This is a genomic window from Raineyella sp. W15-4, assembly GCF_033170155.1.
In the GTDB taxonomy this organism is placed as follows: domain Bacteria; phylum Actinomycetota; class Actinomycetes; order Propionibacteriales; family Propionibacteriaceae; genus Raineyella.
Genome location: NZ_CP137079.1, coordinates 3,070,712 through 3,096,532 on the forward strand (window position 1 = coordinate 3,070,712; position 25,821 = coordinate 3,096,532).

Below are 25,821 nucleotides of genomic sequence, written 5' to 3' on the forward strand. Positions count from 1 at the left end.
GGCCGCGGCATGTATCTGGTAACTGTCGTGAGACACAGGCTACCCGAGCCGGTGGACGAATCAAAGTCCTCCACCGGCCGCCAGCACCCCGTGTCGGCGCCCAGAATCACGCCGCGTGTCGTCCCTCGAGGATCACCGTCCCACCGTCGTCAGAGCCGGCCGTACGGACCTCACCGCAGGCCCAGGAATCGATCCCGCGGGCGCCCAATGTGGCCAGCGTGGCGTCGACGGCGGCGGCCGGGACCACCGCCACCATGCCGACACCCATGTTGAGGGTGGCCTCGATGTCGGGCCGGGAGATGCCACCGACCTGCTGGACCAGGGGGAAGATCGGCTGCGGGGTCCAGGTCGCCCGGTCGACGCGGACCGTGAGGTGGTCGGGGATCACCCGGGCCAGGTTGTTGGCCAGGCCGCCGCCGGTGATGTGGCTCATCGCGTGCACCTCGGTGGCGTCCACCAGGGCGAGGCAGTCGCGGGCGTAGATCCGGGTCGGCACCAGCAGTTCCTCGCCCAGTGCCCGGCCGAGTTCGGGCACCTCACGGTCCAGCGCCCAGCCGGCCCGGTCGAGCAGCACGTGCCGGACCAGCGAGTAGCCGTTGGAGTGCAGCCCGGAGGACCGGAGGGCGACGACCACGTCGCCCGGTCGCACCCGCTCCGGGCCGAGGATCCGGTCGTACTCGACGACGCCGGTGGTGGCACCGGCGATGTCGTACTCGTCGGGGTCGAGCAGGCCGGGGTGTTCGGCGGTCTCGCCGCCGAGGAGGGCGGCACCGGCGAGCTCGCAGCCGCGGGCGATGCCGCTGACGATGCCGGCGATCCGCTCCGGGACGACCCGGCCGCAGGCGATGTAGTCGGTGACGAAGAGCGGCTCGGCGCCGACGACGACCAGGTCGTCGACGAGCATGCCGATCAGGTCCTGACCGATGGTGTCGTGGCGGTCCAGGGCCTGCGCGATGGCGACCTTGGTGCCGACCCCGTCGGTCGAGGTGGCGAGCACCGGGCGACGATAGCCGGCCAGTGCAGAGGCGTCGAAGAAGCCGGCGAAGCCGCCCAGCCCGCCGAGCACCTCGGGGCGTCGGGTCGCGGCCACCGAGGCCTTCATCAGCTCGACCGCACGGTCCCCCGCCTCGATGTCGACCCCAGCCGCGGCGTACGCGGTGGCGGTGGTCGCCGTCGCACCGGCCGCGGTGTACGCGGTGGCGTCGGAGCTGGTCGGTTCCTGGGTCATCGGTCCTCCGCGGGGTCGGCGGCCGCGACACCCAGCCCGGCCGGTGAGGTGCTGACGGTCACGTACTGCTCGTCGGTGTCGTCGAGCAGCGGCAACTGGCTGCTCGGCGGGGCGACGAAGCCGTCGCCGAGGAGGCCCAGGGCATGCGGCGGCGGCTCGACCGGGTAGATCCCGTCGAAGCAGGCGCGGCACAGGCTGTCCCCGGCCCGGTCGGTGGCGGCCACCAGGCCATCGAGACTGACGTAGCCGAGGGAGTCGGCGCCGATCGACCGGCAGATCTCCTCGACGTTCAGCCCGGAGGCGATGAGCTCGGCCCGGGTGGCGAAGTCGATCCCGAAGAAACACGGCCAGCGCACCGGCGGGGAGGAGATCCGTACGTGGATCTCGGCGGCGCCGGCCTCCCGCAGCATCCTGATCAGCGCCCGCTGGGTGTTGCCGCGGACGATGGAGTCGTCGACGACCACCAGCCGCTTGCCCTCGATGACGTGGCGCAGCGGGTTGAGCTTGAGCCGGATGCCGAGCTGGCGGATCGTCTGCGACGGCTGGATGAACGTACGCCCCACGTAGTTGTTCTTGACCAGGCCCTCGGCGTAGCGGATCCCGGACTCCTGGGCGTAGCCGATCGCGGCGGGCACGCCGGAGGCGGGCACCGGCATCACCAGGTCGGCCTCGACCGGGTGCTCGCGGGCCAGCGTACGGCCCACCTCGACCCGGGAGGCGTGCACCGAGCGGCCGAAGATGGTGGAGTCGGGCCGGGCGATGTAGACGTACTCGAAGACGCAGCCCTTGCGCCGGGTCTCGGCGAACCGGGTGGACCGCAGCCCGTCGGCGTCGATGGCGATGCACTCCCCCGGCTCGACCTCGCGGACGAAGGAGGCGCCGACGATGTCCAGGGCGCAGGTCTCCGAGGCGACCACCCAGCCGCGTTCCAGACGGCCCAGGCAGAGTGGGCGGAACCCCTGCGGGTCGCGGGCGGCGTAGAGGGTCTTCTCGTCCATGAAGACCAGCGAGAAGGCGCCCCGCAGGTGCGGCAGCACCTGCAGCGCCGCGCTGCCCAGTGGCAGCTCGTCGAAGGTCGCGATCAGCGCCGTCACGATGGAGGTGTCGTTGGTGGAGTCCATCGAGTTCTTGTGCGGCACCTCCTCGGTCGGCCGGCGCTCGCGCAGCCAGCCCTCGAGGTCGTCGGTGTTGGTGAGGTTGCCGTTGTGGGCGAGCGTGATGCCGTACGTCGAGGTGGCCCGGAAGGTCGGCTGGGCATTGCTCCAGACGCTGGCGCCGGTGGTCGAGTAGCGGGCGTGGCCGATGGCGATGTCGCCGGTGAGCGAGGTCAGCGTGCCCTCGTCGAACACCTGGGAGACCAGTCCCATGTCCTTGAACACCATGATCCGCGAGCCGTCCGACACGGCGATCCCGGCGGACTCCTGGCCGCGGTGCTGCAGGGCGTAGAGACCGTAGTAGGACAGCTTCGCCACGTCCTCACCCGGCGCCCAGACACCGAACACACCGCATTCGTCCTGCGGGGACTTCTCCAGGGGGTCGAGCTCGGCGGTCAGCCGGCCATCAGGACGTGGCACCTTGTCAGCCTAACAGCACGGCCCGCATCCTCAACTCCTGTACACCGTCACGTCCTGTGCACTGTCACGCCCGCCGGGGGTGGTGACCCGGTCGCCTCAGCACAGCTCCCGCGGCCGGGCCCCGACCAGACGGGCGGCCCATTCGGCCGCGGTCAGCGGGGCGCCGCGGCCCTCGCACACGGTCTGCCGGGCTCGGGCGACGTCGACATCCCAGGAGGCGATCGTCCCGTTCGCGCCGATCCCGACCAGGCGGCGGCCGTTGTCCACGAACCGGACGTCGTTGACCCGGGTCAGCGCGGCGTCGATCCACGCCCAGGGGCTGAGCTCGCCGTCCTGCCAGCTCCACAGCCAGATCCGCTGGTCACCGGCGCCGGCAGCCAGCCGGGTGCCGTCGGGACTCACCGCGAGTCCGTAGATGGCGCCGAGCGCGGTGCTCGCCTCCGACACCCGGCGGGGCGCACCGGGGTTCGTCAGGTCGTAGACGATGACCTGGCCGGCGTCCGTGCCGATCGCCACGTACTTCCCGTCGGGACTCATCACCTCGGCGGTCCCCACCGAGCCGAGGTCGGTCAGGGTGGCGGCCAGGGTGGGCCGGCCGGCGTCATCGATGGTCCAGACGGTGGCACGGGCATCCACCTCGGAGACCACCGCCCGATGTCCGTCGGAGCTGATCGCCATGCTCTGCGGCTGGTTCACGTCCATCGAGCCGGAGATGGTGTAGCCGGCGTCCGAGCGCTGCAGCAGGTAGCCCTTCTGACTGGTGATGGCACTGGTCAGCAGGGTCCGGCCGTCCGCTGAGGTCCCCATCCAGGTGAGGGCCTGCCCGGGGTCCACCGGGATCACCAGCGGCGACGCGAACCCGTCGCCCCTCCGTAGCCAGACCAGCAGGTCCCCCTGGACCGTCCCGCCGAGGATCGCCGAACCGTCGCCGACGACGCCGGTCGCCGCGGGGGGCGTCTCCCCCGCCGGGTCCGCCGGTCGCTGGGGATCGGGGAGCCGTCGTGGGATGGCCGGATCGGCCAGGTCCCAGGCGAAGATGCTGCCGAGACGGTCGACGGTGACGAGCAGGTGGGTCCCCGTCGTGTCGGACGTCGCCTGGAACAGGCCGTTCGGGAAGTGTTCGAACTCCGGATCGGCCCGGGGCCACCACCGGATGGTGCCGTCACTCGACTGGGACACGATCCGGTCGCCGTCGTACGCCGCGGCGCTGACGACGGCAGGGTGCGTGTAGCTGCGCAGCTGCGTGCCCGCCGGCTGGGCGAACTCCCGCATCGTCTGGTCCGATGACGCCACCAGGATCCGCCCGCCGTCGGAGGAGAAGGCGACCTGGTTGATCCAGCTCTCGAAACCGGTGAGCGGGGACTGCGAGGTCGCCGTGTCACCGTCGAGGCGCCATCGCGACACCAGGTGGGAACGAGCCTCGCCGGCCGCCAGCCACTGGCCGTCGGGAGAGAAGGCGACGGCCTGGACCGCGGCGGAGGTGGTCAGCACCGGCAGTGGGGTCGGCCGGTCGCCGCCCAGGGCCCAGCGCGTCACTCCGGTCATCCCGGCGGCGGCCAACCGGGTCCCGTCCCGGTTGATCGCCAGGTCGCGGACGGCATCGGACTGCGCGCTCAGCGGGGAGAGTTCACGCGGGGTCTCCGGGGAGGAGACGTCCCAGCGCCGGATGCTGCCGTCCTGCATCCCGGCATAGAGGGTGCGTCCGTCCGGGCCGAAGACGAGGGAGTAGGTGACACCGGGGCCTTCGCCGAGGGTGGTCAGCACCCTGGCGGGGGTGCTGGTCGCGTCCAGCAACCAGCGGCCCTCGGAGCCGCCCACCGCCAGCAGCAGCCGCTGTCCGACGGTCGTGACGGCCCCGGAGAAGAGTGTCCGCCCTTGTGGATCGAGGGTCACCGACTCCGGGTCACCGTCGGCGGCGCCGAGGGCCGGCTGGCCGCGCCAGATCCGCAGCACACCGTCGGGACCCGGCTGAGCGAGCAGTCGGGCATCCGGATCGACCACGAGCCTGGTCGCCACCGAGGCCCCCAGGGTCCGCCGCGGGAACGGCCGGCCGGTGGCGCTGACCAGGGCGGAGGTCCCCTCCGGGGTCGCGGCCAGCTCGGAGGCGCCCAGGGCGATCTGGGCCGCCAGTCCGGGGTCCTGGTCGGCCACCAGCGACGAGGTCAGCGCCATCTGGCGCGACAGTGCCTGGTTGCGGGTGTTCTGCATGTTGACCAGGGCCAGCCCGGCCAGGATCGCCAGCACCATCGCCACCCCGAAGGCGGAGACGGCGATCCGGGACCGTCGCCGCAGCCTCCGGTTGATCCGCAGCTGCTCCTGGTCGCGGGCGGTGAAGTGCGCGCGGCCGGCGGTGACGAAGTCCCGGTCGACCGTGCCCAGCATTCGCTCCGCGACACCGTCGTCCTCCAGGCCGAGGCCGAACCGTTCCACCGGGACGAGCAGGTCGGGGTCGCGGTCGTGCTCCGCCCACAGTGCCGCGGCCCGGGACAGGTAGGCCTGGGCCTGCAGGTCCTCCAGGTCCTCCTCGACCCAGCCGCGCAGCCGGGACCAGTGCTGCAGCAACGCCTCATGAGCGATCTCGACGGTGTCCTCGCCGACGGTCAGCAGCCGGGCCCGGGCGAACCGTTCCACCACCGTCCAGGCCTGCTCGTCGTGCAGCAGGTCCAGTTCGAGGGGCCGACGGACCGGCGCGTCCAAGTCGACCCGGACCAGCCGGAGCAGCAGTCCGCGGGCCGTCTGCTGTTCCTCCGGGCCGAGGTCGGCGTACGCCCGTTCGGCGGTCCGGTCGATCGCCCCGGCGACTCCGCCGACGGCAAGATAGTCGGCGGCCGTCAGGGTCGGGCCGGCCGCCTTGTCCCAGGTCTCGGTCAGTGCCTGGGAGAGCAGTGGCAGCGCCCCGCCGGACCAGGGACCGCCCGCGGACCAGGGGCCGCCGCCGACGCTCAGGTCCCGCTGCAGCACCGCGACCAGCCCCGGGTCGACCGCGACACCGCGCAGCCGGGCCGGCCCGGTGATGATCCGCTCGGCCTGGTCGGCGGTCACCGGGCGCAGCAGCATGGCGTGGCCGAGCGACGGGCCGAGCGCGTCGATCTCGGCGGCGGGGCCGAAGTAGTCCGAGCGCAGCCCCACCACGACGACGGTCGGTGGCCGGTCAGGCCCGGCCGCCGCGCCCTCGGCGAACGCCTCCAGCAACCGCACTGCGGCCGTCCGCTGCTCGGGGCTGGCGACGGTCCACAGCTCCTCGACCTGGTCGATCACCAGCACCGCCGGGCAGTCCGGGTGGTCCTCCCGCGCGGCGTACGTCGCCCGCCACCGGGTCTCCGGGTCCTCCCCCGGGGTGATCAGCGCGCCGTACCACCCGTCGAGCGCACCGCCGGCCGCGCAGGCGGTGCCGATCAGACCGGCACCCAGCAGCGACGACTTGCCCCCGCCCGAGGGGGCGAGCAGGGTGACCACGGCCCCGGCGCGGGCCGCGGCGGCGTCGCGGACCCGCTGGGCGAGTTCGGCCAGCTCGTCCTCCCGGCCGAAGAACAGCTCGCGGTCCTCCGGGGCGTACGGGCGCAGGCCGACGTACGGGTTCCCCGCCGCAGTGCCCGGGGCGCGCCGGGCCTTCTCGACGGCCTCCCACCATTCCTCATGGGTGTGGTCGTCGCTGAGGCCGAGCAGATCCAGCAGCCCGAAGAACTGGCCCTGCAACCCCGGCGTCGGCAGGGACCGGCCGGAGAGCCAGCCCTGAAGGGTGCCGGTAGCGACCCCGCTGCGGCGGGAAAGGGGCCGGTACGCCAGGCCGACGCTGACGCGCCGTTCATCCAGGGCCGCGCCGATGGCGGCCTTGGTGTGCGGAAGTCCGGTGTGCGGAAGTCCGGTGTGCGGAAGTCCGGTGTGCGGAAGTCCGGCGTGCGGAAGTCCGGCGTGCGGAAGTCCGGCGTCCGGGGCGCCTCCGTGCGGCCGGTCCGCCCCGGTGGACCCGTCACCCGCCGTTCCCCCACCAGTGCCGTCGGCTGCCGTCGGATCCGATCCGGACATGGTTCCCCCCGCTGTCGGGAGCCGGCCCGGCGAGCCGATCTCACCCCCGCGACAGCCAGGATCTTAGGGGCGTGACACCCCCAGCGTGGCCAGTAACAGTGCCTCGGACAGGCAGGCGTGACGGAAATCGCCCAGATGCAGCGACTCGTCGATGCCGTGGGCCCGGCAGTCCGGATCCTCCACCGCGGTGACCAGCACGGTCGCCTCCGGGAACAGGCGCTGGAAGTCCGCCACCATCGGGATGGAGCCGCCCTGGCCGATGGTCACCGGCTCGACTCCCCAGGCCGCGGTGAAGGCCGCCACGGCGGCGTCCGCGTACGGCCCGACCAGCGGCGCCTCGCCGGGGGTACCCATCTCGCCGCGGGTCACCTCCACCCGGGCGCCCCACGGAGCGTGGGTCTCGAGGTGCGCGACCAGCGCGTCCATCGCGGCCGTCGGGTCCTGGCCGGGGGCCAGCCGGAGGCTGATCTTGGCCCGGGCGCTGGGGGCCAGCGTGTTCGAGGCGCCGTCGACCGGGGTGGCGTCGAGGCCGATCACCGAGACGGCCGGGCGGGTCCAGAGCCGATCGGTGACCGGCCCGTCGCCGAGGTAGGCGACACCGGGCAGCACCCCGCTCTCCTCGGCCAGCCGGTCGGCCGGGTAGTCGAGGCCGGGGCCGGGACGCGAGACGAGGCCGTCGATGGCGACGTTGCCGGCGTCGTCGTGCAGAGTGGCGAGCAGCCGGCACAGCGCGGTGAGTGCGTCGGGCGCGACGCCGCCGTACTGCCCGGAGTGCAGGGCGTGGTCGAGGGTGCGTACGGTGACGACACAGTCGAGTACGCCGCGCAGGGTGGTGGTGAAGGCGGGGACGCCGACGGCCCAGTTGCCGGAGTCGGCGATGACGTACGCGTCGGCCGCCAACTCCTCGCGGTGCTGTTCCAGCAGCGTCCGCAGGGTCGGCGAACCGACCTCCTCCTCGCCCTCGATGAACACCGTCACGCCGACCGGCGGGTACCCGCCGAAGGCGCGCAGGGCGGCCAGGTGCACGGCGATCCCGGCCTTGTCGTCGGAGGTGCCTCGGCCGTACAACCGATCGCCGCGCCGGGTGGCGGTGAACGGTGCGGAGGTCCACAGCGCAAGGTCCCCGGTCGGCTGGACGTCGTGGTGGGCGTACAGGCAGATCGTCGGGGCACCTTCCGGCGCCGGGTAGCGGCCGAGCACCGCCGGCCCGCCGCCCGCCCGGACGATCCGGACGTCGGGGCAGCCGGCGTCGGTCAACAGCGCCGCGACCGTCTCGGCGCTCGCCCGGACGTCCGCGGCGTGGGCCGGGTCGGCGCTGACCGACGGGATCGCCACCAGCCGGGCCAGGTCGTCGAGCACCCCCGGCCACAGCTGGTCGAGTCGGGCGGCGAGAGTGTCGCGGGTCCGGGCGAGCGCGCCGGGGGCTTCGGTCATGGCGTCCACCCTAGTCTCGGGGGCGCGGCCGGCGCGGAGCGACCGCGCCGGCATCCGCGAGGCCGCCTCTGACCGGGGTCGATCCGCCCGGATCGCTGGAGCCCGGATCAGCCCAACGCGAGCGCCGCCGGGATCGGCGCTGCCCAGGCGGCCCGCAGCTCGTCCAGGCCGAGGCGGAACTGCCCCTCGACCTCGACCGCGGCCTCGTCGGTGACCTCGCCGATCCGGCCGGCGGCCAGCCCGTACTCGGTGGCCAGCGCGGCCAGCCGACGGGCCTTCTCCGGCACGACCGAGACCACTGCCCGGGCCACCGACTCGGAGAACAGCCCGACGAACGGGTCACCCTCCAGCCGGACCCGTACGCCCCTGTCGTGGCGCAGTGCCGACTCGACCAGGGCGACCGCCAGGCCCCCCTCGGACAGGTCGTGGACGCTGGTCAGCAGACCCTCCCGGGCAGCGGCGGCCAACAGCGCGGCGAGCTGCTGCTCGGCGGCGAAGTCGACCCGGGGCGGGATGCCGCCGAGGTGCCGGTGCACCACTCCGGCCCAGGCCGAGCCGTCCAGTTCCTCGTGGGTCACGCCGAGCTGCCAGACCTGGTCGCCCGGGGTGCGGAAGCCCATCGTGGTGTGCCGGGCGATGTCGTCGATGACGCCGAGCACGCCGATCAGCGGGGTGGGCAGGATGGCGGTGTCGCCGGTCTGGTTGTAGAAGCTGACGTTGCCGCCGGTGACCGGGGTGCCGAGCGCGGCGCAGCCGTCGACCAAGCCCTTGATGGACTCGACGAAGGACCACATCACCTCCGGGTCCTCCGGCGACCCGTAGTTGAGGCAATCGGTGATGGCGACCGGAGTCGCGCCGGTGACGGCGACATTGCGGTAGGCCTCGGACAGCGACAGCTGGGCGCCGAGGTACGGGTTGAGCCAGGTGAACCGGCCGTTGGCGTCGGTCGACAGGGCGATCCCGAGGTTGCTGCGCTCGTCGATCCGCAGCATGCCGGAGTCCTCCGGCTGGGCGAGGACGGAGTTGCCGCGGACGTAGCGGTCGTACTGGTCGGTCACCCAGGACTTGTCGGCCTGGTTGGGCGAGCCGATCACCTGCAGGACCGTACGGCCGAGCTCCCCGCCGTCGGCCGGCCGGCGCAGCGAGGCGGTGGTGTCGGCCTCGACCCTGGCCTGGTCGGCGCGCGGCCGCTGGGGCCGGTCATAGACCGGGCCCTCGTGGGCGACGGTGCGCGGCGGCACGTCGACGACGACCTCGCCGTTCCACTCGATCACCAGCCGGCCGGTGTCGGTGACCTCGCCGACCACCGCGGCCTCGACGTCCCACTTGGCGCAGATCGCCAGGAACCGGTCGACGTCGCCGGGATGGACGACGGCCATCATCCGCTCCTGCGACTCGCTCATCAGGATCTCCTCCGGGGAGAGCGTGTGGTCGCGCAGCTGGACGGCGTTCATGTCCACCCACATGCCGCCGTCGCCGGCGGAGGCGAGTTCGGAGGTGGCGCAGGACAGGCCCGCCGCGCCGAAGTCCTGGATCGACGTCACGACGCCGGCGGCGAAGAGCTCGAGAGTGCACTCGATCAGCAGCTTCTCCATGAACGGATCGCCGACCTGGACGGCGGGGCGCTTGCCCTCGCCGCCCTCGTCGAAGGTCTCCGAGGCGAGGATGGAGGCGCCGCCGATGCCGTCGCCGCCGGTCCGGGCGCCGTACATGATCACCTTGTTGCCGACCCCGGTGGCCTTGGCGAACTTCAGGTCCTCGTGGCGCAGCACGCCGACGCACAGGGCGTTGACCAGCGGGTTGCCGGCGTAGGAGGCGTCGAACTCCACCTCGCCGCCGATGTTCGGCAGGCCGAGGCAGTTGCCGTAGTCACCGACCCCGGACACCACGCCGGGCAGCACCCGGGCGGTGTCGGGGGCGTCCAGCGGGCCGAAGCGCAGCGCGTCCATCACGCCGATCGGCCGGGCGCCCATCGCGAGGATGTCGCGGACGATGCCGCCGACGCCGGTCGCGGCGCCCTGGTGCGGCTCGACGTACGAGGGGTGGTTGTGCGACTCGGCCTTGAAGGTGACCGCATAGCCCTGGCCGACGTCGACCACCCCGGCATTATCGCCGATGCCGGCGAGCAGCGGCCCGCGAGGCGTCGTCTGGGGCAGCACGGAGAACCGCTTGAGGTGCAGCTTGGAGGACTTGTACGAGCAGTGCTCCGACCACATCACGGAGTACATCGCCAACTCACAGCCGGTGGGGCGGCGTCCGAGGATCTCGCGGATGCGCTGGTACTCGTCCTCCTTCAGTCCGAGTTCAGCCCAGGGCTGCTCGACGTCGGGGGTCTCCTGCGCGTTGTTCACAGTGTCGGCCACAGGCCCAATCTATCGGGTCGGCCCCAGGCGCCGCCCGCGCACCACGGATCGGAGCGCCGCGACGGCGCCGTACGCCCCCTACCGCTCCGTGCCGGCGGCGCTCACCGAGCCGTCCAGGGGCGCTCACCGGGCGTGCGGGCGGCCCAGTCCCTGCGGGCGGCTGACACGTACGCCGGGGCGTTCCCGCGGGAACGCCGAGACCACCGGCGGGCTGCTCAGGCCCGCAGCGGCCGACGCTTCAGCACCCCGTACGTCACGATCCCGGCCAGCAGCCCCCAGAACGCGGCGACGATCCCGAACGGGTGGATCCCCGACAGTGAGACCACCAGGGTGACCAGGGCGGCCTCGATCACCGCTGGGCCGGCCCCGGCTTCCTGCATGGTGCCGTGCAGCGCGTTCTGGGTCGGCACGAGCAGCGCAACCCCGGCCAGGGCGGTGAGCATCGCCGGCGGGATCGCCGCGAACAGGCCGACGATCATCGTGGCGAGGAACCCACCGAGCAGGTAGAAGACGCCGGTCGAGATCCCGGCGACGTAGCGGCGGTGCTTGTCCGGGTGGGATTCACCGCTGGTGGCGATGGCCGCGGTGACGGCGGCGAGGTTGAGGGCGTGGCAGCCGAAGAAGGCGAAGACGACCGAGAGGATACCGGAACCGGTCAGCAGCAGCCGGTCGTTCGGTTCGAATCCGGAGGCGCGCATCACGATCAGGCCCGGGGCGTTCTGGCCGGCCTGGGTGACGATGAACAGCGGCACCGCGATGCCGAGGATCGCCCCGGTGGTGAAGTGTGGGACCAGCAGGGTGGGGACGGTGATCCCGGGGTGGAGGTCGAAGGTGCCGGTCGCGCCGGTGGCCGCGGCGAGGACGGCGCCCAGCGCCATCGCCCCGAACACCGCGTACCGCGGCAGGAACCGGCGGCCCAGCAGGTAGCCGACGACGATGCCGCCGGCCACCACCGGCGCCGTGACGACCGCCCCGGCGACGGTGATCGCGAACGGCATCAGCACCCCGGCGAGCACCGCCTGGGTGATCGGCCGGGGCACCAGGGCGAGCAACCGCCCGATCAGGCCGGTGGCGCCGAGCAGCGCACTGAGCACGCCACAGACGATGTACGCACCGATCGCCTCGTTGATCGAGTAGCTGCCGAGGGTGGCCATCAGCACCGCGGCACCGGGGATCGACCAGGCGATCATGACCGGCTGCCGGGTGACCAGGCTGCCGAGGATGCAGGCGACGCCAGACCCGACCGAGATCGCCCAGACCCAGGAGCCGGTCAGCTCGGTGGACAGGCCGGCGGCCCGGGCGGCCTGGAGGACGACGAGGAGCGGCCCGGCGTAGGAGATCGCCACGGCAACGAAGCCGGCGACAATCGCCGAGACGGACAGTTGATCACGGACGGCGCGCAGCGGTCGCCGGCGCGGCCCGCCGTGCTGCGGCGCCTGCTGCCCGTGCTCCGGGGCCCGTGGGTCGGGTTCCGGGATCCGAGGTCCGGTCTCCGGGGTCACCGGTCGGAGCTGCGGGATCCGAGGTCCGTCCTTCGGTGCGCGATCTGTCGCGGTCAGCATCGGCTGGTCCATGTCACCGTCCTGGTCGTACGGCCCGAGTGGGCGACGTCGAGTACGGCAGACACCGCACCCTTGTGGCGTCGGTCACACTATGGCCGCCATGACAGCACGGACCGGGCTGTGCCGGGCTGAGGCACCCCACGGCGGCAGACTCGGCAGATACCGAGGCGGTCACTGGGAAGATGCCCGGCTCCTGACCTCCCGGGCTCCCGGACTCCCGGACTCCCGGACTCCCGACGATCCTCACCACCACCGACGATTCTCAAACAGCCCGACGGGCCGCGGCGCCCCTCAGCCGTTCTCGGCGGCCACCATCGCCAGCACCGCCAGCTGGGCCCGGGCGGCCCGCTCGGCCCGGTCGGCGTGTTCCAGGACCAACCGGCGCAGCGCCGCCGGAGCGCCGGCGTGCCAGTCCAACCAGCGGTGCGCGTCGGCGACGACGGGATGCTCCGCCGCCGGGCGGGTCAGGTCGACGTCGACGACTGCCGGGAACAGGCCGGCGACCAGCCGGGTGGCGATCTCGATCGGGAACCGCTCCCACCAGCGGGTCAGCCGGTCCCAATAGGGCTCGGCGTACTCGGCGACGAGGTCACGATGGGCCGGGGTGCCCCAACCGGCGAGGGCGGCGCTGATCTCCTCGTTCGACCACACCGACGGGTAGTGCTGCACCTGCTCCCAGGCCCACTTCTTGGCCTGCGGATCGGGTCGCCCGATCCGCGCGGTGAGGTGGTGGGCCCGGGCCCGGGCGGTCGGGTCGGCGGCCAGGGCGGCGTCGAGCTCGTCGTCGGTCACCCGGCCCAGCGCGGACAGGGCGATCAGCGCCTGCCAGCGCAGCTCCGTCCCGACCTCCAGGCCGGGCGGGACCGGCCCGGCGAGCAGCATGCCGAGCCGCGCGGCAGCCCCCGGGGCGTCCTCCTCGCCGACCTGACCGCCGAGCAGCGTCGCGGCCCGCGCCCAGGCGAGCTGCTGGTCGGAGCCCGGCGCGGCGGCGACCAACCGGTCCCAGGCGCCGTCGAAGGCATCCGCCCAGGCCGCTGCCCGCAACGCTCGCGGCAGGAACCGGTCGACCGCGGTCACCGTGTCACCGACGAGGTGCGGCAGCAGCGTGGTGGCGCTCTCGTCGTCGCGGCGGTCGAGCCGTCCGCCGTGCTCCACCACCGCCCGGATGAACGCGGTGGCGGGCATCCGGGCGTCGCGGACGTCGTTCCACAGCGCCGCCCAGACCTGGGACTGGGCGAGCGGGTCCACCATCCCGCCGGCGTACGCGAGCGCGGTGTCGCGGCTGACCGGGTCGAGCCGGGTGAGGGCGTAGGTCAGGTCGTCGTCGTTGGGGAGCACCAGCCGCGGGCCCTCCCCGGCCGGGTCGATGTCGGTCAGGTCGAGATCCACGCCGTTGCCGACCAGATCCGTCTCGGCGTGATGCGTACGGCGCAGCCGGCCGTCCGGGTCGGGCAGGTAGAGGCCGACCGACAGCCGGTGCGGGCGGCGGGCGGCATCGGGGGAGGTACGGCGCAGGTGGATCACCCCGTCCGGGCCCGGCCCCTCGGTGGTCAGCTCGTCGACCCCGGAGGTCTGCAGCCACTGTTCGGCCCAGGCGCGCAGGTTGCGGCCGGAGACCTCCTCCAGCGCGTCGAGCAGGTCGAGCAGCCGGGCCGCCCCGAAGGCGTGCCGGGCGAAGTACCGCCGGGCGCCGGCGAAGAAGGCCTTGTCGCCCACGTACGCCACCAGTTGCTTGAGCACCGCGGCGCCCTTGGCGTAGGTGATCCCGTCGAAGTTCTGCTTGGCCGCCTCCAGGTCGGGGATGTCCGCGGCGACCGGATGGGTGGTGGGCAGCTGGTCGGCGGCGTACGCCCAGGCCTTGCGGGCGCCGGCGAAGGTCACCCACGCCTCCGGGTGGTCGTCGACGTCGACGCTGGTGCGTACGCCCATGTACTCGGCGAAGGACTCCTTGAGCCACAGGTCGTCCCACCAGGCCGGGGTGACCAGGTCACCGAACCACAGGTGCGCCATCTCGTGCAGCATCGTGGTGGACCGCTGCTCGAGCTCCTGGCGGGTCGGCCGGGAGGTGAACAGGTACTTCTCGTGGAAGGTGATGCAGCCCGGGTTCTCCATCGCGCCGATGTTGTACTCCGGGGCGAAGAGCTGGTCGTACTTGCCCCACGGGTAGGGGAAGCCGAACAGGTCGTGGTAGCGGTCCAGGCCGCGCTTGGTGGTCTCGAACAGCCGGTCGGCGTCGAGGTGTCCGGCCAGCGAGGCCCGGCACCACAGCCCGAGCGGGACCTCCAGGGTGGTCGCGCCGGCGCGGCGGGTCCACAGGTCGTGGACGTGGTGCCACGGCCCCGCGCACACCGCGGTGAGGTAGGTCGACAGCGGCGGGGTCGGCTGGAAGGTGGTGCGGACGAACTCGCCGTCAGCAGGGATGCCGGCGTCGGCCGCGCCGACGGCTTCCGCGACGCCCGGACCACCGTCGACCGGGAGCTGGGAGGCGATCGCCTGGTTCGCGACCACCGACCAGGCCGCCGGGGCGGTGACGTGCAGGATCCGGGCGGCCTTGAGGTCGGGCTGTTCGAAGGTGGCGAAGATCCGCCGGGCGTCGGCCGGTTCGAGGTGGGAGTAGAGGTAGGTCTCCCCGTCGACCGGGTCGACGAACCGGTGCAGTCCCTGGCCGGTGCGTGAGTAGGCGGCGACGGCCCGTACGGTCACCCGGTTGGACCGGTGCGGCACCAGTCCGGTCAGCCGCAGGGCCGCGCCGTCCCAGATCCGGGCGGGGTCCAGCGGGTCGCCGTTCACCTCCACCGACGCCACCGACTCCCCGATGAAGTCCAGCCGGACGTCCTCCGCGGTGGTCAGGAAGGTGATCGTGGTGGTCGACGGGAAGCCGCTGACCGCGGGGTCGGGGGCACCGGACAGATCCAGGTCCACGTCGTACGCATGCACCTCGAGGCTCGCGGAACGCCGCTCGGCCTCGACCTTGGTCAGGTTCGCGCTGCTCACCGGATCAGCCTAACCGCGGGCGGTCGGCGGCATCGGTCGGGATCGGGACACAGCCCGCCCGGCGATCCCGGTCAGCCGGCGACGAACCGGTTCTCCAGCCGGCCCAGGCCGGCCACCTCGACCTCGACCACGTCCCCGGCGCGGAGGAACACCTGCGGGTCCCGGGCCAGACCGACCCCGCCCGGGGTGCCGGTCAGCAGCAGGTCACCGGCGCGCAGGGTGACGATCGTCGACACGTACGCCACCAGCTTCGCCGCGGTGAAGACCAGGTCACCGGTGTTCGCCTGCTGCATCAACCGCCCGTTGACCCTGGTCGTGATCGCCGCATCGCCGGGGTCGAACTCGTCGGCAGTGACCAGCACCGGGCCGACCGGGGTGGACGACTGCCAGATCTTGCCCTGCAGCCACTCGCCGGTGCGGCGCTGGAAGCCGCGCATCGACACGTCGTTGACCACGGTGTACCCGGCGATGCAGCCGGCGGCGTCCTCCTCGGCCACCCGGTAGGCGTCCGCACCGATCGCCACGCCGAGCTCGCACTCCCAGTCCAGCATCGGATCCTCGGCCGGGGCCACCACCTCGTCGTACGGTCCGGTGAGGCTGTCCGCGAACTTGGCGAACAGCGTCGGGTACGTGGGCAGCTCCCGGCCCATCTCCCGGATGTGGGTGGCGTAGTTCAGCCCGGCGCAGATCACCTTGCCCGGGGCCGGCAGCAGGGTCGCCAGGTCCGCCGCGGAGGCCGGCACGGTGGTCCCGGTCGCGGCGGCCGCGACCTCGCGCCAGTCGGGGTCGGCGAGCAGCTCGCTGACGTCGTCGCAGCCCTCGATGAGGGTGTACGTGTCGCCGTCGAGGCGGGCGGCGGCGGTGCCGTCGGGGGTACGGAGGGTGGCGAGACGCATGGGGCAGCTCCTTCGGTGCTCGGTTCGCCCCGATCATCGCCTGCCGGCCCGGGCGCGGCAACGGATTCAGTCCACTCTCAGGCACACCGGCCGTAGGGTTTGACCTGTGACCACCAGTCCGCCGGCACCACCACCCTCCTCGATCGACGAGGCGGTGCCCAGGGCGCTGCGGGTCGCCGCTGCCTGGGGCTGGCGGCTGATCGTCCTGACGGTGGTCGGCTACGGCATCTCCTGGGTGCTGCTGCAGATCCCGATCCTGGTGACGGCGACGATGGTCGCGCTGCTGCTCGCCGTCCTGCTCGGCCCGATGGTCGCCTGGTTGCACCGGCGGGCCCGGCTGCACCGCGGGCTGGCGGCGGTGATCAGCGTCCTGTTGACCGCCGCGGTCGCCGGTGGCCTGCTGGCCGTGGTGGGCCAGCGGATCGCCAGCGGCGTCACCCACCTCCACCTGGACCTCTACGGCGGTGTCGGGCAGGTGCAGACCTGGCTGTCCCAGGGGCCGCTGCACCTGCGCCCCGGGCAGGTCGACCGGGTGTTCACCGAGATCCAGAACTGGATCAGCCAGCACACCGCCAACCTCACCCAGGGCGCCTTCCGGGTCGGCTCCTCCGCCCTCGACACGGTGATCGGGACCTTCCTGTGCCTGATCACCACCATCATCTTCCTGGCGGACGGACGCCGGATCTGGACCTTCCTGATCGGCGGCTTCGCACTGGGCGAGCGGGTCCGGATCGACACCGCGTTCCGCAGCGGCTGGCGCAGCCTCTCGGCCTACATCCACACCCAGCTGCTCGTCGCCGCCCTGGACGCGCTGCTCGTCTGGGTCGGCGCGGTGATCCTCGGCTCGCCGTTCGCCACGGCGATGGCGATCCTGGTGTTCGTGTCGGCCTTCGTGCCGGTCATCGGGGTGGTCTTCGGCGGGGCGATCGCCATCCTCACCACGCTGTTGCTCCAGGGCTGGGTGCCGGCGCTGGTGCTGCTGGCCATCGTCACCGGGGTGCAGCAACTGGAGTCCCACGTGCTGCAGCCGTTCCTGATGGGCCGCGCGGTGGCACTGCATCCGCTGGCGGTGATCTTCGCGGTGACCGCCGGTTCGATGATGTTCGGCGTGGTGGGCGCCCTCTTCGCGGTGCCGACGCTGGCGATGGCGAACGCCGGGATCCGGACGTACGTTCAGGTGGGAGCCCGGCGGCGGCCGCCCGAGGCATCACCACCGGCCGCCACCACTGGACCGCCGGCGGACGCCGGGACGCCCGCACAGTGACGGCATGGCAGCTGGTCGGTGCCTGCGTGGCGTTGTCCATCGCCGGATTCGACCCGTTCGGCGCGCTGGCGCTGCTCGCCGCTCTTGCCCGCGGGGCCGGCCGCCGGGCGGCGATCGCCTTCACCGCGGCCGGGGCGGCGGTGATCATCGCCGCGGCGATGCTGCTCGATCTGCTGGCGTACGCGCTACTGCCGGACGGGATGCCGCACGTCCCGGATGTCGTCTGGGGATCCCTCGAGGCGGCCGCCGCGGTGGGCCTGTTGGTCTGGGGCGTCCGGCGCCTGGCCGCCCGGCGCGACGCCGGACACCCCCTGCCGCAGGGCGCCGGACATCCGCTGCCGAACGAGGCCGGTCCGGCGGCATCGGGCGCCGAGGATGACTCGGACGAGGCCAGCGCCCCCGACGACGTGCCCCGGCGGCTGCGCGGCACCGGGACCGGGCCGATGGCCCTGGCCGGCGCCGCGTACGGGCTGACCGTGCTGGGCGACCCGGGCTTCTGGGGGCTGGTGGCGCTGGTCCACCGGCTGCAGGCGGGGCCGGCGCTCGGCATCGCCGCGCTGTGGTGGCTGCTCAGCCAGTCGCCGCTGGTCGCACTGGCCGTGGCCGTCGCCCTGGGCGCCGGCGACCCGGTCGGCCGGTGGATGCGACGGTCCTGGCGTCGGGTGGCCGCGCCGCTGGGACGGATCGGCACCGCGGTGATCCTGCTGGCCGGTCTCGTACTCGGCGCCGATGTCGTACTGTGGCTGTCCACGGGGGCGTTCCTGCTCGGGTGAGCCCACGTCAGGGGAGGTGCGGACACGTGCGCGTGCTGCTGGTGGAGGACGACAGGTCCCTCGCCGAGCTCGTCCAGCGAGGCCTGGGGCCGGACGGGTTCAGCATCGACGTGGCCCGGACCGGCCCCGAGGGGCTGTGGGCGGCGACCGAGCAGCCGTACGACGCGGTGGTGCTCGACATCATGCTGCCCGGCCTCAACGGCTATGACGTCCTCAAGGGCATCCGCAAGGCGGAGGTGTGGGTGCCGGTGATCATGCTCACCGCGAAGGACGGGGACCTCGACCAGGTCGACGCCTTCGACCTCGGCGCGGACGACTACCTGACCAAACCGTTCAGCCTGGCGGTGCTGGCGGCCCGGCTGCGGGCGCTGATCCGGCGCGGCGCCCCGCCGCGGCCCTCCGTGCTGGTCGTCGGTGACCTGGAGCTGGATCCGTCCAGCGGCCGGGTCGCCCGGGCCGGCACCGACATCCGGCTCACCGCCAAGGAGTTCGCCCTGCTGGAGTACCTGATGCGGCGGGCCGGTGACGTGGTGTCCAAGACCGACCTCCTCGACCACGTGTGGGACGCGGCCTTCGAGGGCGACCTCAACATCGTCGAGGTCTACGTCGGCTATCTGCGCCGCAAGATCGACGAGCCCTTCGGGGTGCACACCATCGAGACCCTGCGAGGCCGGGGCTACCGGCTCAACAGCTGAGTCCGGCGGGCCCGGCCTGACGACCCCTCTGTCAGCCTTCCCGGCCCGACGGCGCCTCGTCGTCACCGCCGCCCTGGTCACCCCCGACCTCGCCGGGCCCTTCCGGCTCCCCGCCCGGGGTGGTGCCGGCCGCCGGCAGCCGGATCTCGAACCGCGCACCACCCCACGGGGACTCCCCGGCGGTGACGGTGCCGCCGTGGGCGGTGACGATGCTGTGCACGATCGCCAGGCCGAGACCCGCCCCGCCGTGGGACCGGCCACGGTCGGCGTCGAGCCGGACGAACCGGTCGAAGACCCGGGCGCGCTCGTCGGCGGGGATCCCGGGCCCGTCGTCGTCGACCCGGACGACCGCCTCCTCGCCCTCCGCCCCGACCGACAGGCCGAGCCTGCCGTGGGCGACCCGGGCGGCGTTGTCGACCAGGTTGCGGACCGCCCGATACAGGTCATCCGGCTCCCCCACGACCCGGGCCGCGGCCAGCCGGGCCTCGACGGCCAGTCCGGTGGAGGTCCGCATCCGGCTCACCTCCGCCGCGACGATGTCGTCTAGGTCGACGTCGACGGTGCGGCGGTGCAGCATCCCGGCGTCGGCCCGGGCCAGCACCAGCAGCCCGTCGGTGAGCGAGGCCAGGTGCCGGGTCTCGGTCATCATCAGCGGCAGCACGGCGGGCAGCTCCTCGGGGCGCTGTTGGAGGATCTCCAGCCCGGCGCCGAGCGCGGCGACCGGGGAGCGCAGTTCGTGGCTGGCGTCGGCGACGAAACGGCGCTGGCTGTCGCGGGAGTGCTGGATCCGGGTGAGCAGCGCGTTCATGGTGACGGCGAGCCGACCGATCTCGTCGTGGCGCGGCGGGACCGGCACCCGGCCGGTGACATCGGCCGCCCCGATCTCCTCGACCGCCGTCCGCAGTTCCTCCACCGGCCGCAGCGTACGGCCCACCAGCAGCCACACCGCCCACCCGCCGAGCAGCGACAGCAGCGGCACACCGCCCACCAGCGACAGGGCGTCCTGGCGCAGTGCGCGGTCCACCCCCGCCAGGGTCCCGCCGGTGACCACGACGTACGCCGTGCCCGCCGAAGTGATCCCCTGGGCGACCGCGAGGTAGGGGGTGTCGCTGTGCGGTGCCCGGGCGTGCCGGTCGACCACCGTCACCCCCGGTGCCGGCCGCGCCGTCGTCAGCGGGGCGTCCCACCGGCCGTCGGCGGCGTACACCACCTCCGCCTGCCCGGTGCGGGACGGGTCGAGCACCTGCAACGCCCCGCCGGATCCGAGGGGATGGACATCCTCGGCCGTCAGCCCGGCGACGCCGCGCTGGGCGACGACGGCCACCGCCTCACTGAGCCGGGCCCGCTGGGTGTCCTCGATCCCCCGGCGCAGCGTGGTGGCCAGGGCGCCCAGCATGATCCCGCCGCCGGTGAACAGGGCGAAGGCCAGCACCAGGACGGCGACGAACGCCGCCTGGCCCCGGACGCCGGGCCCCTCCGCGGGCCGAACCCCGGCGGGGTGTCCCGACGGCCGTGGCCACTCGGGGTCGCGATGATCACCCGGCTCGGGAGAGTGTCCGGGATCACGTGGCACGGACATGTCTCCATCCTGCCGCATGGAACGCTCAGCGGGCTTTCAGCGCGGCGCACCTACCGTCGTGGCCATGCCGAATCGGGAGAGGACTGCGCGCAATTGGCGTTGGGTCCTCGTCCTCTGCGGCACCGGCACCCTCTACTGGCTGGTGCTGCTCACCATGGTCGTCACCGCCAACCCGAACTTGTTCCCGACCGTGCTGCTGCTCGGCGCCCTGGTGGCGCCGGTGACCGTGCTGGCGTACCTGAACTGGCCGACCGGGCACGGCATCGTCGACGGCCGGACGGTGGCCTGGATCGCCGCCCTCAGCGGTGTGCTCGGTGTCCTGCTGGCGAGCATCCTCGAGTACGCCACCGCCACCCGCCGGGAACAGTGGCCGATGCTGACCGTCGCCGTCATCGAGGAGACGCTGAAGATCCTGGTGCCGATCGGGGTCCTGGTCGGCGGCTCCCGGGCCGCCGGGGACAGCCGCGCCGGACTGATCGTCGGGGTCGGCTCCGGCGCCGGCTTCGCGGTGCTGGAGACGATGGGGTACGGCTTCAGCGCGCTGCTGTCCTCGGGCAACCTCGCCACGGTCGACCAGACCCTGCTGATCCGCGGCGTCTTCGCCCCGGCCTGCCACCTCGCCTGGACCGGCGTCCTCGGCGCCGCGCTGTGGCGGCTGCCCGCCCGTCCGGTCGGCCGGGGCGTGCTGGTCTTCGCCGGGACGTACGTCGCCGTGGTGCTGCTGCACGCGGCCTGGGACACCTTCGCCGCGTCCTGGCCGGCGCACATCGTCCTGGCGGCGGTCAGCCTGGCGCTGCTCATCCTCTTCCAACGAAGGCTCGGAGGGCGTGTCGTAAGGTGATCCGAGTGTTCAGCCTCACCTCCTCGTGGCTCCTCGCACTCGTCGGCCTGCTGCTGGCCGCGGTCCTGGCGTGGGCCGTCGGCTGGCTTCCCCGACACCGGGCCGGAGCCGTCCGGGCGATCCTCCACCAGGCGCTGGCGCTGGTCGGCAGCATCGCCCTGTCACTGCTGTTGATCGGTCTGGCACTCAACCGCAACAACGGCTGGTACACCACCTGGGCCGACGTGTTCGGGCTGACCTCCGCCAGCAGTGTCACCCACTCCTCCCGCGGCGCCGACGAGAAGGGCGTCCAGGCCGCCCCGGAGGCGGTCGGCAACCCCACTGCGCTGCAGGCCGACCCGGCGCACAACCCGGCACTGACCGGCTACTCCACCGACGCGACCGGCGGCCAGTACCTGACCGTGACGATCGCCGGGCCGAAGTCCGGCATCTCCCAGCCCGCCCTGGTCTGGCTGCCGGCGTCCTACCAGGCCCACCCGGACCGCTTCTACCCGGTGATCTTCGGCTTCACCGGCAGCCCGGGCAGCCCGCTGACGTACAAGAACAACCTCAACATCGGCAGCATGATCAGCGCACTGCAGGGCGACAAGCGGCTCCGCGAGGCGATCGTGGTGGTCCCCACCACCTTCCCCGGCACCATCGACTCCGAGTGCACCGACTTCTCCTCCGGCCCGGACCAGGGCCTGTGGGAGACCTACGTCGACGCCGACGTCCGGGACTGGGCGCTGGCCAACCTGCGCGCCGAGTCCGCCCCGGACGCCTGGGCCACCGTCGGCTACAGCGCGGGGGGCTTCTGCGCTCCGATGCTCGCCGTGAAGCACCCCGACCACTACACCCGCGCCATCGCGATGTCGGGCTATTTCGCCCCGGAGTGGGGCAAGACCCCGCACCGGCCGGCGAACGACAAGACCTACGACCTGGCCACCATCGTCAAGAACACCAAGCCGAAGGCCGACATCTGGGCGTACGCCGCCCGGGACGACAAGACCTCGATGACCGCCCTCAACGAGTTCCAGAAGGCGATCCACCTGCCGACCACGCTGACCACCACCCTGCAGGAGTCCGGCGGACACCAGTGGGGCGTCTGGCTGGAGGGGCTGCCGGCCGGGCTGCAGTGGCTCGGTCGGGTCTCCCCGGCCTTCGCCTGGCGCGCGTCATGACCACCAAGGCGCGCCGGATCGCCGCCGAGGTCCTCACCTGGCTCTACGTCATCGCCACCGTGGTGGCGACCCTGGACTGGATCCGGCACCGGATCATCCGGCGCGCCCCGCGGTGGCCGATCCAGGAGTTCTTCGTCACGCTGAACATCCCGGTCACCGCGTCGCTGGTGTCGGTGATCGGGCTGGGCCTGGTCACCGCCGCGATCATGAAGCGCAAGCGGTTCGCGCTGATGGTGATCGGCGTCTTCCAGCTGATCGGCCTGGCCACCGACGTCGCCTCCTTCATCTACACGATCCGACACCGCCCGATGCCGCCGCTGCCGTTCACCGACATCGACCGGGGCGCGATGGCCGCCCTCAATCTCGCCCTGTCGATCGCCCTGCTGGTCACCGTCGTCTGGCTCCGGCCGGCCTTCCCGGCCCGGGTGAAACGCGGCTCCTGGGGGATCGCGATCGCCATCCTCGCGGCGGGGTTGCTGCTCGACCTCGGCCTCACCCAACTGCTGCTGCGCACCGCGACCGATGCCCGGGGTCCCGCCTGGCAGGTCCTCTCGGTGACCCTGCTCAATGCCATCGGGCTGCCGGTCCCGCGCGGCTGGCACGTCGCGGTGGGCCGGGTGATTCCGCAGGTCACCGGCGGCATCGCCGGCCTGTCGCTGCTCTTCGCGGTGGGCGCGTTCCTCCGGTCGGCCCGGTTCACCGGCGGCTGGCAGCAGCACAACGAGGTGGCGCTGCGTACGCTGCTGGCCGAGTACGGTGACGAGGACTCGCTGGGCTACTACGCGACCCGCCGCGACAAGATGCTCTACTTCTCCGACAACCGGCGGGCGGTGATCGCCTACCGGGTGATCGGCTCGGTGTGCCTGGCCAGCGGCGACCCGATCGGTGACCGGCGACTGTGGCCGGACCTGATCCATGCCTGGGCCTCGTACGCGCGCACGTACGGGTGGACCCCGGCCGTGCTGGCCTGTTCCGAGGCGGGCGCCCGGGCGTACGCCACCTCGATCGGCACCGAGGTGATCAATCTCGGCGACGAGGCGATCCTGCACCCGGATCGGTTCCGGCTGGACTCGACCGGCATGACCCCGGTGCGGCACGCCCAGCGACGGGCCCGCCGCACCGGCATCACCGTCCGGATCCAGCGCGCCGAGGACCTCGACGAGGTGGACCTGGCCAGCCTGGACCAGCTCGCCGGGGACTGGCGGGTCGGCGGCACCGAACGGGGCTTCTCGATGGCGCTGGGCCGGTTCGGGGATCCCGCCGACGGGCGCTGCCTGGTGGTCACCGCGTACGACGCCGAGGACCGGCCGATCGCGCTGCTCAGCTTCGTCCCGTGGGGCCGTCGCGGGCTGTCGCTGGACCTGATGCGGCGCTCCCCCGACGCGCCCAACGGCACCAACGAGCTGATCATCACCGAGCTGATGGCCTGGGCCGACGACAACGGCATCGCCCGGATCTCGCTCAACTTCGCCTTCTTCCGGCGAGTGTTCGCCGAGGCCGAGGACGTCAGCGCCGGCGCGCTGACCCGGTTCAACTCGCAGCTGTTGAGCTGGCTGGACCGCTACTGGCAGGTCGAGCGGCTCTACCTGTCCAACGCCAAGTACCAGCCCAGCTGGCAGTCCCGCTACGTCTGCCTGCCGTCGATCATCGACCTGCTGCCGGTGGCGCTCGCCTCCGCCCGGGCCGAGGGGTTCCTGCCGCTGCCGCCGTGGATCCGCGGCGCGGAGGTCGGCGGGGCGCTGGATGCGGCCCACCTGGCCACCGTCCGGGAACTGGCGAACCGGCGGCCGATCGAAAGTCTGCACCCGCGCCGCGACGACCAGACCCGGCAGCGGTTCGCCCACCTGGCGGAGCTGCGGGCGACCGGCCGGTCCGGTCACCCGCTGGGCCGCACCGAGGTGGTGCGGCTGTCCGCGGCCGACCGCGAGCAGCCCGACGGGCGGCCCCTCGTCGGCCGCGTCCGCCGGGTCCGCGATCACGGCGGGGTGTGCTTCGTGGACGTGGTGGATGGCCGGGTCACCGCGCAGTTCGTCCTGGAGGCCGGCCGGCTGGGCCGCGACGCGGTGCGGGAGTTCGCCCGACTGGTCGACACCGGCGACCTGGTGCAGCTGGCCGCCGAACCGATCCGCACCCGCAACGGCACCGCCTCGTGGGGGGTGAGCTCCTGGCGGATGCTGGCCAAGTCACTGCGACCGGTGCCCTGGGAGGGGTTCGACAATCCCGACGCCCGGCTGCGGAACCGCTCCCTCGACCTGATCGTCCACCCCGAGGAGATCGAGGTGCTGCGGGCCCGCTCCCGCGCCATCGACGCGATCCGCGCCACCCTGCGCGACGGGGGCTACCAGGAGGTGGAGACCCCGATCCTGCAGACGATCCACGGCGGCGCCAGCGCCCGGCCGTTCCGCACCGAGATCAACGCGTACGGCACCGACCTGGTGCTGCGGATCGCACCGGAACTGATGCTGAAACGGCTCCTCGTCGGCGGCCTCGGCCCGGTCTTCGAGCTGGGCCGCAACTTCCGCAACGAGGGCGCCGACGCCACCCACAACCCCGAGTTCACCGTGCTCGAGGCATACGAGCCCTTCGCCGACTACACCGACATGCGCCGGCTCACCGAGCAACTGGTCCGGGCCGCTGCGGTGGCCGTGCACGGCCGCGAGGTGATGCCGCTCGATATGGGCGCGGGCTCCGGCGCCCCGAACCCCGGCACCTCCGACCCCGGTGCCCCATTCCTTGATCGCGGGGCGAAGTCGCCCTCCGATCCAGGAATGGAGCTGGTCGACATCTCCGGGGAATGGCCGGTGATCACGGTGTGCGACGCGCTGTCCGCGGCCGTCGGCCGGACGATCACCATCGACACGGATCTGGAGGACCTGCTCTCGCTGGCGCACCAGCACGGCATCCACGTCCGCGACGGCTGGGGGCCGGGCGCGCTGATCGAGGAACTGTACGGGGAACTGGTCGAAGCCCGGACCGTACGCCCCACCTTCTACACCGACTTCCCGGCGGAGACCTCGCCACTGGCCGGGCCGCACCGCAGCGAGCCGGGTCTGGTGGAGCGGTGGGACCTGGTCGCCGGCGGGATGGAACTCGGCACCGCCTACTCCGAGCTGACCGACCCGGTGGAGCAGCGTCGCCGCTTCGTCGAGCAGTCCTGGCGCGCCGCGGCGGGCGATCCCGAGGCGATGGAGGTGGACGAGGACTTCCTCACCGCCCTCGAGGTGGGCATGCCCCCGGCCGGCGGCCTGGGCATCGGCATCGACCGGCTGGTGATGGCGCTGACCGACCGGCCGATCCGCGAGGTGCTGACCTTCCCGTTCGTACGTCCCCGCGGCTGAACGTCCCCGGCCCCCTACCCTCGATCCTCGCCCTGGCGCCCCCTGGCTCCCGTCCTCTGGACGCTGCCGTTTGTCCGCATTCGCGTCCGCACGC

15 protein-coding genes are annotated in these 25,821 nt (G+C 72.9%); 6 read left to right on the forward strand and 9 right to left on the reverse strand.

The window, feature by feature from the left end; all coding sequences use genetic code 11:
* Positions 1–106 precede the first annotated feature (106 nt).
* The 8 genes from purM to R0145_RS14405 all read right to left on the reverse strand — a co-directional run bounded on the left by purM (position 107) and on the right by R0145_RS14405 (position 16,077).
* On the reverse strand, positions 107–1,228 hold the full coding sequence (purM, locus tag R0145_RS14370; RefSeq protein ID WP_317837549.1) for a phosphoribosylformylglycinamidine cyclo-ligase: 1,122 nt from the start codon (positions 1,226–1,228) through the stop codon (positions 107–109).
* Positions 1,225–2,802, reverse strand: a complete 1,578-nt coding sequence (gene purF, locus R0145_RS14375; RefSeq protein WP_317837550.1) for an amidophosphoribosyltransferase — start codon at positions 2,800–2,802, stop codon at positions 1,225–1,227. The genes purM and purF overlap by 4 nt, the downstream gene beginning before the upstream one ends.
* Before the next feature lie 96 nt (positions 2,803–2,898).
* Positions 2,899–6,828 carry a WD40 repeat domain-containing protein gene (locus R0145_RS14380; protein WP_317837551.1) on the reverse strand — a complete coding sequence of 1,310 codons (3,930 nt, stop codon included), beginning with the start codon at positions 6,826–6,828 and terminating at the stop codon, positions 2,899–2,901.
* Positions 6,829–6,891: 63 nt separating this feature from the next.
* A complete protein-coding gene (locus R0145_RS14385) occupies positions 6,892–8,262 on the reverse strand; it encodes a dipeptidase (protein ID WP_317837552.1) in 1,371 nt (456 codons plus the stop codon).
* Positions 8,263–8,369: 107 nt separating this feature from the next.
* On the reverse strand, positions 8,370–10,625 hold the full coding sequence (gene purL, locus R0145_RS14390) for a phosphoribosylformylglycinamidine synthase subunit PurL (RefSeq protein ID WP_317837553.1): 2,256 nt from the start codon (positions 10,623–10,625) through the stop codon (positions 8,370–8,372).
* Between the two features lie 215 nt (positions 10,626–10,840).
* The gene (locus tag R0145_RS14395; RefSeq protein ID WP_317837555.1) at positions 10,841–12,199 is read right to left on the reverse strand and encodes a benzoate/H(+) symporter BenE family transporter; all 1,359 of its coding nucleotides are present in this window, start codon (positions 12,197–12,199) and stop codon (positions 10,841–10,843) included.
* 279 nt (positions 12,200–12,478) lie between these two features.
* Positions 12,479–15,181, reverse strand: a complete 2,703-nt coding sequence (gene pepN, locus R0145_RS14400) for an aminopeptidase N (RefSeq protein WP_317837556.1) — start codon at positions 15,179–15,181, stop codon at positions 12,479–12,481.
* A gap of 71 nt (positions 15,182–15,252) precedes the next feature.
* On the reverse strand, positions 15,253–16,077 hold the full coding sequence (locus tag R0145_RS14405) for a fumarylacetoacetate hydrolase family protein (protein ID WP_317837557.1): 825 nt from the start codon (positions 16,075–16,077) through the stop codon (positions 15,253–15,255).
* A gap of 106 nt (positions 16,078–16,183) precedes the next feature.
* On the opposite strand from R0145_RS14405, the gene R0145_RS14410 reads away from it, so the two are divergent.
* The 3 genes from R0145_RS14410 to R0145_RS14420 are packed head-to-tail and all read left to right on the forward strand — an operon-like array spanning position 16,184 to position 18,809.
* Positions 16,184–17,341: an AI-2E family transporter gene (locus R0145_RS14410; RefSeq protein WP_317837558.1), complete on the forward strand. Its 1,158-nt coding sequence runs from the start codon at positions 16,184–16,186 to the stop codon at positions 17,339–17,341.
* On the forward strand, positions 17,338–18,114 hold the full coding sequence (locus tag R0145_RS14415; protein ID WP_317837559.1) for a hypothetical protein: 777 nt from the start codon (positions 17,338–17,340) through the stop codon (positions 18,112–18,114). The genes R0145_RS14410 and R0145_RS14415 overlap by 4 nt, the downstream gene beginning before the upstream one ends.
* A 26-nt stretch (positions 18,115–18,140) precedes the next feature.
* Positions 18,141–18,809, forward strand: a complete 669-nt coding sequence (locus R0145_RS14420) for a response regulator transcription factor (RefSeq protein WP_317837560.1) — start codon at positions 18,141–18,143, stop codon at positions 18,807–18,809.
* 31 nt (positions 18,810–18,840) lie between these two features.
* Here the strand turns inward: R0145_RS14420 and R0145_RS14425 are convergent, their stop codons facing one another.
* Complete coding sequence (locus R0145_RS14425) at positions 18,841–20,388, reverse strand: HAMP domain-containing sensor histidine kinase (protein ID WP_317837561.1); 1,548 nt, start codon at positions 20,386–20,388, stop codon at positions 18,841–18,843.
* 64 nt (positions 20,389–20,452) lie between these two features.
* On the opposite strand from R0145_RS14425, the gene R0145_RS14430 reads away from it, so the two are divergent.
* The 3 genes from R0145_RS14430 to lysX are packed head-to-tail and all read left to right on the forward strand — an operon-like array spanning position 20,453 to position 25,727.
* Complete coding sequence (locus tag R0145_RS14430) at positions 20,453–21,229, forward strand: PrsW family glutamic-type intramembrane protease (RefSeq protein ID WP_317837562.1); 777 nt, start codon at positions 20,453–20,455, stop codon at positions 21,227–21,229.
* Positions 21,230–21,234: 5 nt separating this feature from the next.
* Positions 21,235–22,389, forward strand: a complete 1,155-nt coding sequence (locus tag R0145_RS14435) for an alpha/beta hydrolase (protein WP_317837564.1) — start codon at positions 21,235–21,237, stop codon at positions 22,387–22,389.
* Positions 22,386–25,727: a bifunctional lysylphosphatidylglycerol synthetase/lysine--tRNA ligase LysX gene (lysX, locus tag R0145_RS14440; protein ID WP_317837565.1), complete on the forward strand. Its 3,342-nt coding sequence runs from the start codon at positions 22,386–22,388 to the stop codon at positions 25,725–25,727. The genes R0145_RS14435 and lysX overlap by 4 nt, the downstream gene beginning before the upstream one ends.
* Positions 25,728–25,821 lie beyond the last annotated feature (94 nt).